Origin of the sequence: Bradyrhizobium sp. (assembly GCF_030646015.1) — a bacterium.
Classification (GTDB): domain Bacteria; phylum Pseudomonadota; class Alphaproteobacteria; order Rhizobiales; family Xanthobacteraceae; genus Bradyrhizobium.
In genome coordinates this window covers 1-18,152 of sequence record NZ_JAUSLT010000195.1, presented here as the reverse complement: position 1 = coordinate 18,152, position 18,152 = coordinate 1, and the positions used below count along the sequence as shown (strand labels likewise).

Annotated in this window: 18 protein-coding genes; 10 read left to right on the top strand and 8 right to left on the bottom strand. The window is 64.8% G+C overall.

Translation table 11 applies throughout. The annotated features are described in order from the left end of the window. Positions 1–272: 272 nt before the first annotated feature. The 4 genes from dxs to Q7T45_RS27850 all read left to right on the top strand — a co-directional run bounded on the left by dxs (position 273) and on the right by Q7T45_RS27850 (position 4,930). A complete protein-coding gene (gene dxs / locus Q7T45_RS27865) occupies positions 273–2,198 on the top strand; it encodes a 1-deoxy-D-xylulose-5-phosphate synthase (RefSeq protein ID WP_304875307.1) in 1,926 nt (641 codons plus the stop codon). A gap of 176 nt (positions 2,199–2,374) precedes the next feature. Continuing rightward, positions 2,375–2,947 carry a nucleoside 2-deoxyribosyltransferase gene (locus Q7T45_RS27860; RefSeq protein ID WP_304875306.1) on the top strand — a complete coding sequence of 191 codons (573 nt, stop codon included), beginning with the start codon at positions 2,375–2,377 and terminating at the stop codon, positions 2,945–2,947. A 44-nt stretch (positions 2,948–2,991) separates the two neighbouring features. Then, positions 2,992–3,699 carry a TlyA family RNA methyltransferase gene (locus Q7T45_RS27855; RefSeq protein WP_304875317.1) on the top strand — a complete coding sequence of 236 codons (708 nt, stop codon included), beginning with the start codon at positions 2,992–2,994 and terminating at the stop codon, positions 3,697–3,699. Then, a complete protein-coding gene (locus Q7T45_RS27850; RefSeq protein ID WP_304875304.1) occupies positions 3,692–4,930 on the top strand; it encodes a class I SAM-dependent RNA methyltransferase in 1,239 nt (412 codons plus the stop codon). The genes Q7T45_RS27855 and Q7T45_RS27850 overlap by 8 nt, the downstream gene beginning before the upstream one ends. A 61-nt stretch (positions 4,931–4,991) precedes the next feature. Here the strand turns inward: Q7T45_RS27850 and Q7T45_RS27845 are convergent, their stop codons facing one another. Continuing rightward, positions 4,992–5,843: a DUF1194 domain-containing protein gene (locus Q7T45_RS27845; protein WP_304875303.1), complete on the bottom strand. Its 852-nt coding sequence runs from the start codon at positions 5,841–5,843 to the stop codon at positions 4,992–4,994. Positions 5,844–6,037: 194 nt separating this feature from the next. Between Q7T45_RS27845 and Q7T45_RS27840 the strand changes: the two genes are divergently transcribed. Further along, positions 6,038–6,916: a c-type cytochrome gene (locus Q7T45_RS27840; RefSeq protein ID WP_304875302.1), complete on the top strand. Its 879-nt coding sequence runs from the start codon at positions 6,038–6,040 to the stop codon at positions 6,914–6,916. A gap of 95 nt (positions 6,917–7,011) precedes the next feature. Next, positions 7,012–7,317: an ATP-dependent Clp protease adapter ClpS gene (clpS, locus tag Q7T45_RS27835; RefSeq protein ID WP_304875301.1), complete on the top strand. Its 306-nt coding sequence runs from the start codon at positions 7,012–7,014 to the stop codon at positions 7,315–7,317. A 162-nt stretch (positions 7,318–7,479) separates the two neighbouring features. Here clpS and Q7T45_RS27830 read toward each other — a convergent pair whose 3' ends face one another. Beyond that, a complete protein-coding gene (locus Q7T45_RS27830) occupies positions 7,480–8,661 on the bottom strand; it encodes an adenylate/guanylate cyclase domain-containing protein (protein ID WP_304875300.1) in 1,182 nt (393 codons plus the stop codon). Positions 8,662–8,788: 127 nt separating this feature from the next. Between Q7T45_RS27830 and Q7T45_RS27825 the strand changes: the two genes are divergently transcribed. Next, the gene (locus tag Q7T45_RS27825) at positions 8,789–10,018 is read left to right on the top strand and encodes an acyltransferase (RefSeq protein ID WP_304875298.1); all 1,230 of its coding nucleotides are present in this window, start codon (positions 8,789–8,791) and stop codon (positions 10,016–10,018) included. A gap of 54 nt (positions 10,019–10,072) precedes the next feature. Then, positions 10,073–11,767: a GMC family oxidoreductase gene (locus tag Q7T45_RS27820; protein WP_304875296.1), complete on the top strand. Its 1,695-nt coding sequence runs from the start codon at positions 10,073–10,075 to the stop codon at positions 11,765–11,767. Between the two features lie 70 nt (positions 11,768–11,837). On the opposite strand, the gene Q7T45_RS27815 is transcribed toward Q7T45_RS27820, so the two are convergent. The 5 genes from Q7T45_RS27815 to fabI form a co-directional block, all read right to left on the bottom strand. Then, on the bottom strand, positions 11,838–12,074 hold the full coding sequence (locus tag Q7T45_RS27815) for a DUF86 domain-containing protein (protein ID WP_304875294.1): 237 nt from the start codon (positions 12,072–12,074) through the stop codon (positions 11,838–11,840). Positions 12,075–12,184: 110 nt separating this feature from the next. Beyond that, on the bottom strand, positions 12,185–12,505 hold the full coding sequence (locus Q7T45_RS27810; protein ID WP_304875293.1) for a nucleotidyltransferase family protein: 321 nt from the start codon (positions 12,503–12,505) through the stop codon (positions 12,185–12,187). 36 nt (positions 12,506–12,541) lie between these two features. Beyond that, entirely contained in the window at positions 12,542–13,630 is a 1,089-nt protein-coding gene (gene aroC, locus Q7T45_RS27805) for a chorismate synthase (protein ID WP_304875291.1), read from the bottom strand. A 229-nt stretch (positions 13,631–13,859) separates the two neighbouring features. Then, positions 13,860–14,459: a histidine phosphatase family protein gene (locus tag Q7T45_RS27800; RefSeq protein ID WP_304875289.1), complete on the bottom strand. Its 600-nt coding sequence runs from the start codon at positions 14,457–14,459 to the stop codon at positions 13,860–13,862. A gap of 12 nt (positions 14,460–14,471) precedes the next feature. Continuing rightward, complete coding sequence (gene fabI, locus Q7T45_RS27795; RefSeq protein WP_304875287.1) at positions 14,472–15,290, bottom strand: enoyl-ACP reductase FabI; 819 nt, start codon at positions 15,288–15,290, stop codon at positions 14,472–14,474. A 196-nt stretch (positions 15,291–15,486) separates the two neighbouring features. On the opposite strand from fabI, the gene Q7T45_RS27790 reads away from it, so the two are divergent. Beyond that, entirely contained in the window at positions 15,487–15,975 is a 489-nt protein-coding gene (locus tag Q7T45_RS27790; protein WP_304875286.1) for an RNA polymerase sigma factor, read from the top strand. Positions 15,976–16,066: 91 nt separating this feature from the next. Then, positions 16,067–16,837 (top strand): anti-sigma factor, encoded by a 771-nt coding sequence (locus Q7T45_RS27785; protein ID WP_304875285.1) that lies wholly within the window; start codon positions 16,067–16,069, stop codon positions 16,835–16,837. A gap of 347 nt (positions 16,838–17,184) precedes the next feature. On the opposite strand, the gene Q7T45_RS27780 is transcribed toward Q7T45_RS27785, so the two are convergent. Next, on the bottom strand, positions 17,185–18,138 hold the full coding sequence (locus Q7T45_RS27780) for a DnaJ C-terminal domain-containing protein (protein ID WP_304875284.1): 954 nt from the start codon (positions 18,136–18,138) through the stop codon (positions 17,185–17,187). Between the last annotated feature and the right edge of the window lie 14 nt (positions 18,139–18,152).

Here is an 18,152-nt window from a genome sequence, read left to right as displayed (position 1 = left end):
AAGCTTGGGGTTCTATGGGCTATTGAAGGCAGCCTGCCGCCGATTTTTGGCAAAGTTAAGCACTTCAAATAGCTGATAAAATTGACTGAGAAGGGCGAAGCCGCCAAAGGTGATGCATATCACATTGACCGATCCGGAGCGCGACTAGGCTCACTCTTCAGGCTTCGGCCTGCTCAGGTAGCATCCGGCGCCCTGGTTTTCGCTGCGCCGATGTTGCGCAACCCATCTCACGTCGGGCTGACAGTCCCGACCTGCAAAATTGGAATATCGCTGTGACCACATTTAGTAAAACGCCGCTTCTCGACACGATCCGCACCCCGGACGATCTGCGCCGGCTCAAGGTGGAGCAAGTGCGGCAGGTCGCCGACGAGCTGCGCCAGGAAACCATCGATGCCGTCTCGGTCACCGGCGGACATTTCGGCGCGGGCCTCGGCGTCGTCGAGCTGACCACGGCGATCCATTACATCTTCGATACCCCGCGCGACCGCCTGATCTGGGACGTCGGCCACCAGGCCTATCCGCACAAGATCCTGACCGGGCGCCGCGACCGCATCCGTACGCTGCGCACCGGCGGCGGATTGAGCGGTTTCACCAAGCGCACCGAAAGCGACTACGATCCGTTCGGCGCCGCCCACTCCTCGACCTCGATCTCCGCAGCGCTCGGCATGGCCGTGGCGCGCGACCTCTCCGGCGGCAAGAACAACGTCATCGCCGTGATCGGCGACGGCGCGATGTCCGCGGGCATGGCCTATGAAGCCATGAACAATGCCGGCGCGATGAATTCCCGGCTGATCGTCATTCTCAACGACAACGACATGTCGATCGCCCCGCCGGTCGGCGCGATGTCGGCCTATCTGTCGCGGCTGTATTCCGGCAAGACCTACCGCACGCTGCGCGAAGCCGCCAAGCAGCTCGGCACCCATCTGCCGAAAATCATCTCGAACCGCGCCAGCCGCGTCGAGGAATATTCCCGTGGCTTCATGATGGACGGCGGCACGCTGTTCGAAGAGCTCGGCTTCTATTATGTCGGCCCGATCGACGGCCACAACCTCGATCATTTGCTGCCGGTGCTGAAGAACGTCCGCGACATGGAGACCGGCCCGATCCTGGTCCATGTCGTCACGCAAAAGGGCAAGGGCTACGGCCCGGCGGAAGCCTCCGCCGACAAGTATCACGCCGTCGTCAAGTTCGACGTCGCCACCGGCACCCAGGCGAAAGCCAAGCCGAATGCGCCGGCCTATCAGAACGTATTCGGACAGAGCCTCGTCAAGGAAGCGCAGAAGGACGACAAGATCGTCGGCATCACCGCGGCGATGCCGTCGGGCACCGGCATCGACATCTTCAACAAGGCCTTCCCCGACCGCACCTTCGACGTCGGCATTGCCGAGCAGCACGCCGTGACGTTCGCGGCAGGCCTCGCCACCGAGGGCTACAAGCCGTTCTGCGCGATCTATTCGACCTTCCTGCAGCGCGGCTATGACCAGATCGTCCATGACGTGGCGATCCAGAGCCTGCCGGTCCGCTTCGCGATCGACCGCGCCGGCCTGGTCGGCGCCGACGGCGCCACCCACGCCGGATCGTTCGACAACGCCTATCTCGGCTGCCTGCCCAATTTCGTCATCATGGCGGCCTCCGATGAAGCCGAACTGGTGCACATGGTGGCCACGCAAGTCGCGATCAACGATCGTCCGAGCGCGGTGCGCTATCCGCGCGGCGAAGGCCGCGGCGTCGAAATGCCCGAATTCGGCATTCCCCTGGAGATCGGCAAGGGCCGCATCGTTCGCGAGGGCAGCAAGATCGCGCTGTTGTCGTTCGGCACCCGTCTGGCCGAATGCGAAAAGGCCGCCGACGAACTGGCGGCGCTCGGCCTCTCCACCACGATTGCCGACGCCCGCTTCATGAAGCCGCTCGACCTCGACATGATCCTGAAACTGGCGCGCGAGCACGAAGTGCTGCTCACCATCGAGGAAGGTTCGATCGGCGGCTTCGGCTCCCATGTCATGCAGACGCTGGCGGAGCACGGCATGCTCGATGGCGGCCTGCGGATGCGCTCCATGGTGCTGCCCGACGAGTTCATGGACCATGATTCGCCTGCTGCGATGTACGCCCGCGCCGGCCTCGACGCCAAGGGCATCGTCGCCAAGGTGTTCGAAGCACTCGGCAAGGATTTCAAGGCTGAAACGGTCAAGCTGGCCTGAGGCCGGTTCAAGCGAATACTGGCCTCATCCTGAGGAGCCGCGCGCTTGCGCGGCGTCTCGAAGGATGGGCAGCGAGCACCGGTTCCTCTCATCCTTCGAGACGCGCGCGAGAGCGCGCTCCTCCAGCGACAACGGCGAAGCCGTTGCGCGGGGATGAGGTCGGAGATACTGTTCTCATGAAAATCTATCTGGCAGGCCCCGATGTGTTCCTGCCGGATGCTGTCGAAATCGGCAGACGCAAGGTCGAACTGTGCAGAAGCTATGGCCTGACCGGACTGTATCCGCTCGATAACGCCATTGATCTATCGGCCCGCGATGCCTCGCTCGACATCTTCAAAGGCAACGGGGCCATGATGATCGAGGCAGACGCCATCATCGCCAACCTCACGCCGTTTCGCGGACCGGGCGCGGATGCCGGCACCGTCTACGAACTCGGCTATATGGCGGGACACGGAAAACTCTGCCTGGGTTATTGCAACGATCCGACGCTCTATGCCGACCGCGTGCGCAAATTCACCACAGTAGAACAGCAGGATGGCCGCCTGGTCGATGTTGACGGCCTGACCGTCGAGGATTTCGGATTGAGCGACAACCTGATGATGATTCATGCGCTCGACCTGCACGGCTGCACGCTGGTGACGCCGCCGCAGGCGCCCGCGGATCTCTGGCATGACCTGACCGCCTTTGAGACTTGCGTCCGCATGGCTGCCGAACGGCTCGGCGCCGCGCCGGCGCGGGCATCGCGTTGACCGTGGCCAGGCGCAGCACGCCCCCTCCCCGCAAGCGCGCGGATATGCTGCTGGTCGAGCGCGGCCTGTTCGAAAGCCGGGCGCGGGCGCAGGCGGCGATCGAAGCGGGCCTCGTCACCGCCGACGACAAGCAGGTCCAGAAGCCATCCGAAGGCATTGCGGCCGACGCGGTGATCCAGGCGCAACCCGCGCACCCCTTCGTTTCGCGCGGCGGCGTCAAGCTGGCGGGCGCGCTGGAGCTGTATCCTGTTGAAATCGAGGATCACGTCTGCCTCGACGTCGGCGCATCGACCGGCGGCTTTACGGAAGTGTTGCTGGCGAACGGCGCCAGCCTGGTGTTCGCGATCGATGTCGGCCGCGAGCAATTGCATCCCTCGCTGCGCGGCCATCCCAAGATCGTATCGATGGAAGAGACCGATATCCGCACTTTCGAAGGCAAGCGCCTGCCGGCGCGCCCCGATGTCGTGGTGATCGACGTCAGCTTCATCTCGCTGAAAGCCGTGTTGCCGGTGGCGCTGTCGCTGGCCGCGGCGCCGATGCATCTGCTGGCACTGATCAAACCGCAGTTCGAGGCGGCGCGAAAACATTCCAAGCGCGGCATCATCCGCAACGCCATGGTGCACCAGGAGGTCTGCGACGACATCACGGCGTTTGCCGCTTCGCTCGGCTGTACCGACATCCAGGTGTTTCCGTCGTCGATCGCAGGCGGTGACGGCAACATCGAGTTCTTCCTTGGCGCGCGCCGTGGTTGAGCACCTCACCATCGATCACGTCGGCCATCACGGCGACGGCGTCGCCGTGAGCGGTGGAATCGCGGTCTATGTGCCGTATGCGCTGCCGGGCGAGACCATCGAGGTGGCGCCGGTGCCGGGTCACCCCGACCGCCGCCGCCTGCTGCAGGTCGACACCCCGAGCCCGCAGCGGATCGCACCGTTCTGTCCGCATTTCGGCGTGTGCGGGGGATGCGCAATCCAGCATTGGGAGAGCGAACATTATCGCGCCTGGAAGCGCGACATCGTGGTCGAGACGCTGGCGCGGGCGAAGATCGATTGCGACGTCGATGCGCTGGTCGATGCCCATGGCCTCGGCCGCCGCCGGATCACGCTGCACGCCAGGATGGGCACCCACGAGGTGCTCAAGGTCGGCTTCAGTGCGGCAGGTTTGCACGACATCATTCCGGTCGACCGCTGTCCGATCCTCGATCCCGGCCTGAGCGGCGCGCTCGATGCGGCCTGGGCCCTGGCCGAGCCATTGATCGTGACCGGAAAGCCGCTCGACATCCAGCTCACGGCCACCGATGTCGGCCTCGACGTCGACGTGCGCGGCTCAGGCCCGCTGCCGCCGGCGCTGATCGCAACACTGTCGCGTTTGGCCGAGCAACATCGGCTGGCCCGGCTGACGCGCCATGGCGAGCTGGTGCTGATGCGGACACCGCCGACCATCGCGATGGGTGCGGCACAGGTGACCTTACCGCCGGGTTCGTTCCTGCAGGCCACCGTTGCCGGCGAGGAGGCGCTGGCGGCGCTGGTGTCGGAACATTGCAAGCGCTCGAAACACATCGCCGACCTGTTCTGCGGGGTCGGACCGTTTGCCTTGAGACTGGCGGCGAAGTCGCGGGTGACGGCTTTCGACAGCGATGCCGGCGCGGTGACGGCGCTGCAGAAGGCCGCGACCTCGACATCCGGATTGAAGCCGGTCAAGGCCGAGGCGCGCGACCTGTTCCGGCGTCCGCTGGTGCCGCAGGAACTGCGCGACTACGACACCGTCGTATTCGATCCGCCACGGCAGGGCGCCGAGGCGCAAGCCAAACAACTCGCCGCCAGCAAGATTCCCGTGGTGGTCGCCGTGTCGTGCAATGTCATGACCTTCGCGCGCGACGCAAGGATCCTGATCGACGGCGGGTACCGGATCGAGGGCGTGACTCCGGTGGACCAGTTCCGGCATACGCCGCATGTCGAACTGGTGGCGCGGTTCAAGAGGTAGCGGGCTCGCTTACCCTCCCCTGGAGGGTAAGAAAGAACGGCGCTTCAGAGCAAGCACCCCCTCACCTTCCCCACCGATCCTGCCAGATCTTCTCGCCGATCATGCAGTTCACCCGCGGCTCCTTGCCCGCTACCGGGACGATCCAGCGCTCGGGCGTGCGTCCGGCGATCTCGAGCACCAGCTTGGTGCGGATCGCTTCCTTGAATTTGTCGCGCTCCTTGATGGTCACCACGAAGGAGCCGGGGCCGCCGATCACGCAGTCCTCGTAGTAGAAATCGAGGTTGCCGATGTCCATGGTCGAATAGGACGGCTCCTTCACCATGATCGGCAGGCCGTTGATGATGACGCCCTTCTCCACCGCGGCATCGCGTGCGATCGCGACCGGCGAGCCGTTGTTGTTGGGGCCGTCGCCGGAAATATCGATCACGCGGCGGATTCCGCGGTGCGGATTCTCGTCGAACAGCGGCATGGCGAAATTGATCGCTCCCGAGATCGAGGTGCGCGACGCCCGGCGGATCGGCGTTTTCAGGATCTCGCTGGCGACCGCATCGGCGGTCTCCGGGCCGTCGATCACCCGCCAGGGAATGATGATCTTCTGGTCGCTCGATGCCGCCCATTCGAAATAGGTCACCGAAATCCTGCCGTTCGGGCCGCTCTTCAGCGCCTGCAGAAATTCCTTGGAGACGATGGCCTGCGCGTAGCCCTCGCGCTGAAGCGCGAGCTCGTCCAGATCCATCGAATAGGAAACATCGACGGCAAGCACCAGTTCGACATCGACGGACGGGTGGGTCTCCCTGGCGGCCAGCTGATGTCCGAGCTGGTTGGTGGGGTTCGGCGCCGCGATACCCGCAACGTCACCTCCGGCCATGGCGCCTGCGACAAGCACCGCCCCGATCGAGACACACCAGCGCATCAGCGGTCCTCCCGTCGTCGAAGCGCGATGGTGACACGCAAACTGCGTCGCGAAAAGCAGGAACATGGATTGTCCCTACACATTCAGGTTAGCCGGCGGATCAAGTGGTTGCCTTATTTCCGCTGCGCGGCCGTTGCCTCGCCTCAATTGGCCATGCGATACAGCCCCGGGGTAATACGGGGGAAGAGGGCTTGATGCTTCGGATCGCATTCGCAGGCTGCGCCATGATGATGTCGATCTGCGGCGGCGCGCTGGCTGAATCGCCGGTCGAGCGTGGCGGCTACCTCGTCAACACCATCATGGCCTGCGGCAATTGCCATACGCCGCGCGATGCCGGCGGCAAGCCGGTCGCGGCGCAGGCCTTTTCCGGCGGCATCACCTTCACGACCCCGGCTTTCATCGCCACCGCGCCCAACATCACGCCCGACGTCGAGACCGGAATCGGAAGCTGGAGCGATGCCGAGATCAGGCGCGCGCTGGTGGAGGGAATCCGCCCGGATCGCGGCCATCTCGCCGGCGTGCCGCTGGCCGCAATCATGCCGGCCAATTTCTACAAGGCGCTGCTGCCCGACGATCTCGACGCCATCGTCGCCTATTTGCGCGCGCAAAAGCCGGTCCGCAACGCGGTGCCGCATCCGGTATACAAGGCAGCAGTGCAGCGCGATGCCTATCCCGACGCCGAGGCGGGATTCAGCAGAGCGGGACTTGCCGATCCGGTCAGGCGCGGCGCTTACCTCGTCACCATCGGCCATTGCATGGAGTGTCACTCCGCCTGGTCGCGCGGCGCATCGGATTACAGGACCGGCCTTGGCCGCGGCGGCAGGGCATTTCCGGCGCGCGAGGGCTCGCCCGCGGGAACGCCACCCGCCATCGCCGCCAACATCACGTCGGACCCTGCCGCCGGCATCGGCGGCTGGACCGACGCCGAACTCAGGCGCGCCATCACCCAGGGCATTGGCCGCGACGGACGGGCGCTCAAGCCGCTGATGGCCTACGCTTCCTATGCGGGGCTGAACGACGCCGATCTCGCCGATATCATCGCCTATCTGCGCCGCGTGCCACCGCTGCAGTGACCCGTCGCTAAACAGCCGGTTCCACGGCAGGCCGGAAGATTGTATTCTGGTCCAGGCCATCGAAGCACCATGACCACGTCAGGGGTTCCGCAGGAATGATCGACGCCGTTACCAAGCCAAAGACCAAGGTCAAGATCAAGACCGAGCGGCCACGGCTGCACAAGGTCATCCTCGTCAACGACGATTTTACGCCGCGCGAGTTCGTCGTCACGGTGCTGAAGGCCGAGTTTCGCATGACCGAGGACCAGGCGCACAAGGTCATGATCACGGCGCACCGGCGCGGCGTCTGCGTGGTCGCCGTCTTCACCAGGGATGTCGCCGAGACCAAGGCGACGCGCGCCACCGACGCCGGCCGCGCCAAGGGCTACCCGCTGCTGTTCACGACGGAGCCGGAGGAGTAGCCCGGTCGCCCACATCGTATCTGCAGCAACCTAAGACCTCATCCTGAGGAGCGCGCCCTTGCGCGCGTCTCGAAGGATGGCAGCGGGTCGGAGCTTGCATCCATCCTTCGAGACGCATCGCTTCGCGATGCTCCTCAGGATGAGGTCGGAGCTTGTAGCCCGCTAATTCGCCGTCTCGTCCAGCAGGCCGAAGACCCGCTCGGCTTTGGAAAACCCCGCGATCGGAAACTCGCCGAGGTCGTCCCAGCCGCCGGCGCAGATCCCGGCGAACCCTTCCGACGCCACCACGGTGCGATTGAGGCGGCCCGCGATCTTCTCCAGCCTTGCCGCCAGATTGACGGCGGGCCCGATGCAGGTGAAGTCGAGCCGGTTGCCGCCGCCGATATTGCCGTACAGAATTCGTCCGACATGAAGTGCGACGCCGAAGCGGAAGCGCTCGACGGTCTCGCCGATCGGATAGTGCATCGCCTCGACGCTGGCGCGGGATTCGCGCGCGGCGTCCAGCACGTGGCTGCAGACCTGCCTGACATCGCCGACATATTCGTCGATCGGAAACACCGCGAGCAGCCCGTCGCCCATGAATTTCAGGACTTCGCCGCCATGGTCCCTGATCGCCGCCACCTGACAATCGAAATAGCTGTTCAGGATATCGACCACGGTCTCGGCCGGCAGCCGGTCCGACAGCGCCGTGAAACCGCGCAGATCCGACAGCCAGATCGCGGCATCCATGGTGTCGGTATGGCCGCGCCTGATCTGGCCTTTCAGGATCCGCTCGCCGGCGCGGTTGCCGACATAGGTGTCGAGCAGCAGCGACGAGGTGCGGCGCCACTGGATGATCTCGATGACCCGCGCCAGCGCCGGCACCAGCGCGCGCAGCGCGGCCACCTGCTGGTCGGTGAAGCCGCCGGGCTGTCTGGTGGTCCAGCTCGATGCGTGACTCAAGCCGTCGGTAAAATGCAGCGGCAGCGCGATGTAATCGGTGACGCCCTCGGCGTGCAAATCGTCGAAAATTGAAAAGCGGCTGCCCTGCAGGTCTTCCAGCCGGCCGCGAACCTCCTTGCCTTCCGTGAACACGATCATCAGAGGGCTGTTCATGAACGCCGGCGATTCCAGAATATTGAAATCTACCGTGCCCATTTCGACCTCGGCGCCGGGCCGCCAGATGAAATTGCGGCCATAGATGTCGGGATGCAGCGTGCGGACGAAGACGCCGACGCGGTACAGCGGCAGGCCCGCCGCCACCAGGCGTTCGCAGATTTCCGCCATCATCCGGGTCGGGCTGCCCGCCGAGCGCGCGCCGTCGATCAGCCAGTCGGTAATCTTCTGCAGTTCGGGTGCGTTCATGATGGCAGCATTTGCGGTGCAAGTTTCCTGGACGTCAAGGCGATACGCCGGGGATCGCGATGAGGAACGATGGCCCCGCTCTTGCTCAAAGATCTGGAAAGCAACCGGCACACCGGGGTTATGTAGCATGCTGGGACAGACAGGTCCGATTTCGGGTCGATTTGAGGCGCTGGACGCGCTACGCGGCATTTGTGCCCTGCTGGTCGTGCTGTTTCATATCCCGATTTACCATGCGCTCAAGGATGTCGGCGCGTTCGCCAATCTGCAATTTTGCGTCGACCTGTTCTTTGCGCTGTCCGGTTTTGTGCTCTGTCACGCCTATGGCCAACGCCTGAACCATGGCGCGGAGGGCCTCCGCTTCGCTGTCACCCGGCTTGCCCGGCTCTGGCCGCTGCATCTCACGATCCTGGCGCTGTTCGTTGGCTTCGAACTGGCCAAGCTGATCTTCAGCCGTGCCGACACCGCTTTCGAGCTGCGTGCACAGGCCTTCGCCCAGGGACATTCGCTCTGGGAGCTCGTCACCAACGTTCTGTTTCTGCAGTCGTTCGGTTTGCATTGGGGCCTGAGCTGGAACGGGCCGGCCTGGAGTGCGGCGCTCGAATTCTACGTCTCGATCCTGTTCGCCGTCGTGGTGCTGCTGTTCCCGCGCCGGAAGTACGACGTCTTTCTCGGCCTCTGCGTGGCGGCTGGACTGCTGCTCTATACGGTCTCGCCGGACACGCTGTTCGTCTCCTACGATTGGGGCATGCTGCGGGCCTGCTTCAGCTTCTTCGCAGGCTGCCTGGTGTATGATTTGCGCCTGCGTTCCGGTGACAGACTGAAGGCGCCTGATCTGCTGGAGGCCGGCTGTCTGGTGTTGGTCGTCGCCTTCGCGGTGACGACGCCATCGGGCGGATGGCAATTTGCATTTCCGCTGGCCGCCATGATCCTGATCTACGTATTTTCCTTCGACCAGGGCGCCATCTCGACCGTGCTGCGCAGCTCGGCGCTGCAGAAGCTCGGTCTGTGGTCCTACTCGATCTACATGATCCACACCTTCATCTTCCACGTGATGAAGATGGGCGCCTCCTTCATCGCCCAGAAAGCCAGGCTCGATCTGATCATCTGGCACAATGACGAGAAGCTGATGCTGCTGGGAACGCCGGATCAGGCGCTGCTGCCGGCACTCATCCTTTCCGTCGTCCTCGTCGTGCCTGTCGCCGCCCTGACCTATCGCTGGATCGAGAAGCCCGCGATGGACGCGGCCCGGCGAGGTTTTTCGGCGACAAGCAGGCCTGCGTTCGGCTTCGCCGGACCGTCGCGCTGGCTGCGGGCGATATCGGCACGGCGCGTGGTGCCCAATCAACTGCCGGCGTGACCCGGCGATAGAGGTGCGCTAGCTTCCTGGTACAAATCAGGGAGAAGCGTCACAGTGTACGACACCATCATCGTCGGCGGCGGCTCGGCGGGCTCGGTCATGGCCCACCGGCTCTCGGCCAGGAGCGCCAACAAGGTCCTGCTCTGCGAAGCGGGCCAGGACACGCCGCCCGGCAACGAGCCGCCGGAAATTCGCGACAGCTATTCGGGGCAGGCCTATTTCGATCCGCGCTTCCACTGGACCGAGCTGAAGGTCACCACGCAAATCGTCAGCCACAACAATCCCGAGGCGAACCGCCCGCCCTTGCGCAAATACGAGCAGGCGCGCGTGCTGGGCGGCGGCTCTTCGATCAACGGCCAGATGGCCAATCGCGGCGCGCCGACCGACTACGCGGAGTGGGAGGCGCGCGGCGCCGAGGGGTGGAACTGGAACGACGTGCTGCCCTTCTTCAAGAAGGTCGAGCGCGACCTCGATTGCGACGGGCCGCTGCATGGCAAGGACGGCCGCATCCCGGTGCGCCGCATTCCGCGCGAGCACTGGACCCGGCACAGCCAGGCGATGGGCGAGGCCTGCAGGCTCGCCGGCTACGCCTATTTGCCCGACCAGAACGGCGAGTTCGTCGAAGGCTATTTTCCGGTGACGCATTCCAACCAGGACGAGGCGCGCGTCTCGGCCGCGATGGGCTATCTCGATCGCGAGACCCGCCAACGCAGCAATTTGACGATCTCGACCAACACCGTGGTGAAGGAACTGCTGTTCGAAGGCACGCGCTGCGTCGGCGTCAAGGCGCTGGTCGACGGCCGCGAACAGGAGTTTCGCGGCCGCGAGATCATCCTGTCCTGCGGCGCGATCCATTCGCCGGCGCATCTGTTGCGCGCCGGCATCGGCCCGGTCGGGCACCTCAGGGAGATGGGCATTCCCGTGCTGATGGGGCTTGCCGGCGTCGGCCAGGGCCTGATGGATCATCCCTCGATCGCGCTGTCGTCCTACGTCCGCCGCGGCGCGCGCATGAACGAGCACACGCGTCGCCATATCCAGATGGGGCTGCGCTATTCCTCGGGGCTGGCGGGCACGCCGGCCGGCGACATGTTCGTCGCCGTGCTGACCAAGTCGGCCTGGCATGCGGTCGGGGAACAGATCGCCTCGCTGCTGACCTTCGTCAACAAGACCTATTCGGAGACCGGCCAGATCAAACTCGCCTCCCGCAACCCGCAGGCCGAGCCGATCGTCGAGTTCAATCTATTGTCCGACAAGCGCGACCTCGACCGCCTGATGAGCGGTTTCCGCAAGATGGCGGGCTTGCAGATGAGCGCGCCGCTGCAGGCCGTCACCGACAAGCCGTTCCCGGCCTCGTATTCCGACCGCGTCCGCAAGATCGGCGTGGTCAATACGAAGAACAAGATCCTCACCTCGATTGCCGCCGTCCTGATGGACGGCCCGGCGGCGCTGCGCCACGCCATCATCGACAACTTTATTGTCGAAGGCTTCAGCTTCGAAGAAGTGATGGCCGACGACGAGGCGCTGGAAGCTTTCGTCCGCAAGGCCACGATCGGCGTCTGGCACGCCTCCTGCTCGCTCCGGATGGGCCGCGCCGACGATCCGATGGCGGTGGTCGACACGGAGGGCCGCGTCAAGGGCATGCAGGGTTTGCGCGTGGTCGACGCGTCGATCTTCCCGGTAGTGCCGTGCGCGAATACCAATTTTCCGACGCTGATGGCGGCGGAGAAGATCGCGGATGGGATGATGTGAGGGGTGGGGCGTGTCCACCAAGCCGACAGCCTGAACGACAGACTACGCTGACGCCAATCTGCCGTCCGGTCTACGCTTGCTCCGTCAGCATTTGCGCCACGATCGGCTGCAATCCGGGCAGGTGAACCGTCGCGATCTCCCAAAGCTGCTTGTCGTCGAGGCGCTGGTATTCGTGCCGCAAGATGTTGCCGATCCCGACAATAGCGCTCCACGGCGCGTCGGGGTATTTGGCGAGCAAATCCGGCGGCAAGGCTTTCGCGGCTTCCGATACGATCTGCACGGCGCGTTCCACCGCGCGACGGTGCATTTAGCTGCCCTGGTATTGCGCGAACGAAAGGCCGCGAACGATCGTGGCGACACCATCGATTTCATCGCGGATATGAAGCAGACGGGCTCGAGGGCTCTTGCTGGCGGCCATCAAAAAATCCGCACCGCTTCCCGTTCGACATCACCGAGGATGTAGGGCGACAGACCTGTGCGAGTCGAATAACCGATCTCGATGGTGTCGCCGAACGCCTTGTGGAGAGTTTCATACGCATCCATGAACGGCAGAAATCCAAAGTCGCCGTCGGTCGCAGGGTCGACGAAGACATCCACATCGGAACCGGATTCGGCTTCATCGCGGGCGTGTGATCCGAACAGGTAAAGCGCCGCCACGCCGAACCCCCGCAGGGCGGGTTCGGCTTCCTTCAATTTTGCAATGACTTCATCGCGGCGCATGCCCCGAATATAGAGCAAGGAGCATGGATTTTCCACTGCCGCAGCATTCCGACCCTACCCGCCCACCTGCCCGCGATGCCGCAGAAAATGGTCCGCCAGCACGCAGGCCATCATGGCTTCGCCGACCGGCACCGCGCGGATGCCGACGCAGGGGTCGTGGCGACCCTTGGTCATGATGTCGGTATCGTGGCCGCTGCGGTCGACGGTCTGGCGCGGTGACAGGATCGAAGAGGTCGGCTTGACGGCAAAACGCGCCACCACCGGCTGGCCGGTGGAGATGCCGCCGAGCACGCCGCCGGCGTGGTTCGACAGAAACCTGGTGCCGTTGTTGCCGGTGCGCATCTCGTCGGCGTTCTCCTCGCCGGTGAGTTCAGCGGCGCCGAAACCGGCGCCGATCTCGACGCCCATGACGGCGTTGATGCTCATCAGCGCGGCGGCCAGTTCAGCATCGAGTTTTGCATAGATCGGCGCGCCCCATCCGGCCGGCACGCCTTCGGCGATCACTTCGATGACGGCGCCGATCGACGAGCCGCTCTTGCGGATGCCGTCGAGATAGCCCTCGAAGAACGCGGCCTTGTCCTTGTCCGGGCAGTTGAACGGATTGCGCGCGATCTCATCCCAGTCCCATTTGGCGCGGTCGATCTTGTGCGGGCCCATCTGCACCAGCGCGCCGCGCACGGTGACGCCGGGCAGGATTTTTCGCGCGATGGCGCCGGCGGCGACGCGGCTCGCGGTTTCGCGCGCGGAAGAGCGTCCGCCGCCGCGGTAATCGCGCAGGCCGTATTTCGCCTCATAGGTGAAGTCGGCGTGGCCGGGGCGAAACTTGTCCTTGATCTCGGAATAGTCCTTGGAGCGCTGGTCGGTGTTCTCGATCAACAGCGCGATCGGGGTGCCGGTGGTCACCTGCACGCCGGTTTCCGGATGCGCCATCACGCCGGAGAGTATTTTGACCGCGTCGGGTTCCTGGCGCTGGGTGGTGAAGCGCGACTGGCCGGGGCGGCGGCGATCGAGATCGAGTTGAATGTCCTCGTTGGTCAAAGCGAGCAGCGGCGGGCAGCCATCGACCACGCAGCCGATCGCGATCCCGTGGCTCTCGCCGAAGGTCGTGACCCGGAACAGGTGGCCGAAGGTGTTGTGGGACATTTTGTATTTTCCGCAGCTGTGCGGATTGTCGTAACGCGCGAGGTTCCAGGGGTCAAATGCCTGAGCTAGCCACGCCGGCGCGGCACGCACAGTGCGCCCCCTCTCCCGCTCTTGCGGGGGAGGGCTGGGGTGGGGGCTGCCTCAGCGGCGGGACTCGCGGAGAGGGCCCCCACCCGCCTCGCTTCGCTCGGCACCCTCCCCCGCAAGCAAGCGGGAGAGGGTGAAGAACTCACCCATGCTTGGTCAGCTTGCCCTCGCTGAACACGTACACCACGCCCTGCCCGATCGGGATGTCCGAGGCCTCCAGCGGCGTGGCGATGCCGAGCGCCACCATCAGCGCCCGCATGGTGCCGCCATGGGCGACCGTGACGGTGTCGCCCTGAAGGGATTCGAACCATTCGCGCATCCGCAAGGTGACGCTGGCGTAGCTCTCGCCCGAGGGGGCGGCGACGCCCCATTTGTCCGCCAGGCGCGAGGCAAAGGTGGCGGCGTCGTGGCGCTCCATCTCGGGCAGCGTCAGGCCTTCCCACTGGCCAAAGGCGATCTCGCGCAGCCGGTCGTCGAGGGCGTAATCGTGATGCGGCAGTTGCAAGGCGCCGCGCACCAGTTCCATCGTCATCCGGGCGCGGCCGAGCGGGCTGGCCACGAAGGGCAGCGCGGATGCCTCGTGACCATGGCGCGCGATCAGATCGGCGAGGATGCCGCCCGCTGTCACGGCCTGGGTACGGCCGAGATCATTCAGCGGAATATCCTGCGTACCCTGGAAGCGTCCGGCGGCATTCCATGCGGTTTCGCCATGGCGGATGTAGTAGATGACAGGCGCGGGCATGGGACGCTCGAACTAATCCTTCGCCAGCGAGATATCCGGCGCGTCCGGGCGCTTCATGCCGACGACGTGATAACCGGCATCGACGTGATGCACTTCGCCGGTGACGCCGCGCGACAAGTCCGAGAGCAGATACAGCGCGCTGTCGCCGACCTCCTCGATCGAGACGGTACGGCGCAGCGGCGAATTGTATTCGTTCCATTTCAGGATATAGCGGAAATCGCCGATGCCGGACGCCGCCAGCGTCTTGATCGGCCCCGCCGAAATCGCGTTGACGCGAATGTTCTTCTCGCCGAGGTCGGCGGCGAGGTAGCGCACGCTGGCCTCCAGCGCCGCCTTGGCCACGCCCATCACGTTGTAATGCGGCATCCACTTTTCGGCGCCGTAATAGGTCAGCGTCAGGATCGAACCGCCGTCGGTCAACAGCTTCTCGGCACGCTGCGTGATCGCGGTCAGCGAGTAGCAGCTGATCAGCATGGTCTTCGAGAAATTGTCGGCGGTGGTTTCGAGATAGCGGCCCTCGAGCCCATCCTTGTCGGAGAACGCGATGGCGTGGACGACGAAATCGATCTTGCCCCATTTCTCCGCGAGCACGGCGAACACCGCGTCGATGGTGGCGGGATCGGTGACGTCGCAATGCCCGAGAGTGATACCGTCGAGCTCTTTGGCCAGCGGTTCGACCCGCTTCTTCAGCGCGTCGCCCTGCCAGGTCAGCGCGATCTCGGCGCCCGCGGCGCGGCAGGCCTTGGCGATGCCCCAGGCGATCGAGCGGTTGTTGGCGACGCCGAGGATCACTCCGCGCTTACCCTGCATCAGACCTGCATTTTGCGACATTTAGGTTTCCAATCGACCTTTAGATCAGGTCTGGAGGTACACCAGCCCTTCCGGGCGGTACAGCCCAAATTCATCCCCGTTAAGGCTGTTGTCCCGCAACCTTAACGGCTGGAATAGTTCCAGCATTCGGGTGTTATGATGTGATAGGCGTTGGCGCGAGGTGGGGCGCCGCCGCAGCAACCCGAGATCTCTGTCAATGACCGCATTCCGTGAGAGTGTCGAAGCCATGATCCCGGCGCTGCGGCGCTATGCGCGCGCGCTGGCGCGCGACGCCGACATCGCCGACGATCTGGTGCAGGACACGCTGGTGCGGGCGCTGCGTTCGGAACGGCTGTTTCTCGGCGGCGATATCAGGAGCTGGCTCTACACCATCCTGACCAACCTCAACAAGAACCGGCGGCGGTCGCTGGCGCGGCGGCCACAATTCATGCCGCTGCTCGACAACAATCCCGACGCCAGCGGCACCGAGGCCGAAGGCCGCGACATCGCCCGCGCGCTCGCCACCCTGGTCGAAGAGCAGCGCTCGGTGCTGCTGCTGGTGATGCTGGAAGGGTTGAGCTACCGCGAGGTCGCCGACATTCAGGCGGTGCCGATCGGCACCGTGATGTCGCGCCTCGCCCGCGCCCGCGCCCATGTCAAGGCAGCCCTCGAGGGCGAGCGGCCGTCGCTGCGGCGGGTGAAGTGATGGCAAGCCTTATGCGTGAAATTCCAAGAGAGACTCCAAGAGAACTTCCGAGAGAAGCCGAGAACATTTCGACCGAGAAGAGACAACGACAATGACCGAGCCAAAAATTCCCGTCACCGAAGACGAACTGCACGCCTACATCGACAATGAGCTGCCGCCGGAGAGGCGCGGCGATGTCGAGGCATGGCTCGCGGCGCATCCCGACGATGCCGAGCGGGTGCAATCCTGGCGCGCGATGGCCGAAGCGCTGCATGCGCGCTACGATTCCGTCGCCGACGAGCCGGTGCCGAAGCGGCTGGAAATCGAACGGCTGGTGCGGGAACCGCGCCGGTGGATGGTCGGCGCGATCGCCGCGACCCTGGTGGCGTTCATTGCCGGCGGCGGCGCCGGCTGGCTCGCGCATGGCGTGGCGGCTTCGCCGTCGGCGTTCCAGAGTTTTACGAGCGAGGCGCTGGTCGCACATCGGCTTTACGTGGTCGAGGTTCGTCATCCGGTCGAGGTGCCCGGCAGCGAACGCGCGCATCTGCAGACATGGCTGACCAAGCGCTGTGGCTGGGTGGTTTTCGCACCGGAGCTCGATGCCACCGGGTTGAAGCTGGTCGGCGGCAGGCTGCTGCCCGGTCCGAACGGGCCCGCCTCGTTCCTGATGTATGAGAGCGCATCGGGCGAACGCTTTACGGTCTACGCCGCCAAGGCGGACGGCGAGGCGACGCAGATGCGTTATACGGCGCAGGACAAGGACGGCGCGCTGTTCTGGGCCGATCGCGGCGTGGCCTTCGTGGTCAGCGGCAGCAGCGACCGCGACCGCCTGACCCAGGTGGCGCGGCTGGTCTACGACGCCACGGAGAAGAACGGGGGTTAGTCGAAATTTTCGTCATTGCGAGGAGCGCGTGCGACGAAGCAATCCAGCTTGCTTGTGGTGAAAAAAGAAAGCTGGATTGCTTCGCGGAGCCTGTCATCGGGCGGCGCTTCGCGCCGACCCGTTGGCTCGCAATGACGGGATGGGCTGCGGCGTTTTGCAACCCCGTCCCAATTCCGACACCGAAAATCTGGAATCAAGTCATCGGCGCGTCTCAAAATCGCACCGGGTGATCACGCGAAGTTGAGGTGCGTTCGATCCGCCGATCGACGCGAAGCGGCCTCGACTGGGGTTTTTGTACCGCGCTGGTCCCCCGGTCGAGGCCGCACCTTTTCGGTGTGGTTTGTTAGTCACGTCAAATCGCTGCGCGGATTATATTTGTGTCCATCGCGCCACTTTTGCATCAACGCCTCGAGTTCGGAATCGTTCCCGTCCGGCAGCACGATGCGGGTGGTGACGAACAGGTCGCCGGTGCCGCCGCCCGGCTTCGGCAAGCCCTTGCCCTTCAAGCGAAAGGTGCGGCCGCTCGAGGTGTTTTTCGGGATCGACAATTCGACCGCGCCGCCCAGCGTCGGCACCCGAACCTTGTCGCCGAGCACGGCTTCATACAGCGTGACCGGCAGGTCGACGCGCAGGTCGCTGCCGTCGACCTTGAAGAAGGCGTGCGGCGCGATTGCGACCGTGATCAGCAGATCGCCGGGCCGGTGGCCGGGCGCGCTTTCGCCCTGCCCCTTCAGCCGGATCTGCTGGCCGGCGATCACGCCGGCGGGAATCTTGACATTGAGCTCCTTGCCGCTCGGCAGCCGGACGCGCTTCTCGACGCCGTTCGCCGCCTCTTCCAGCGACACCGTCATGGCGACCGACAGATCGAGATCGAGCCCGATGCCGCCAGTCTCGAACTCGAAGGCGCCGCCGGGTCCCGGCCGCGCGCCACGGCCGGCACCGCCGAACATGCTGTTGAGGATATCCTCGAAGCCGCCGCCACCGGGACCACCGCCGCCGCGGAAGGTGTGGCTCTCGAAGCCGCCTGGCGAGGCGCCACGGTTGCGCGGGTCGCCGCCGGGAAAGCCCTGAAAGCGCGGCTTGCCCTCGGCGTCGATTTCGCCGCGATCGAACTGCTTGCGCTTGGCCTCGTCGCCGAGGATTTCGTTGGCCGAATTCAGCTCGGAAAAACGCGCCTGCGATTTCGGATCGTTCTTGTTGGCGTCGGGGTGATGCTTCTTGGCGAGCTTGCGATAGGCGCTCTTGATCGCCGCAGCACTGGCGCCCCGCGGCACCCCCAAGACCTCATAGGGGTCGCGCATCCGTCACGTCTCCT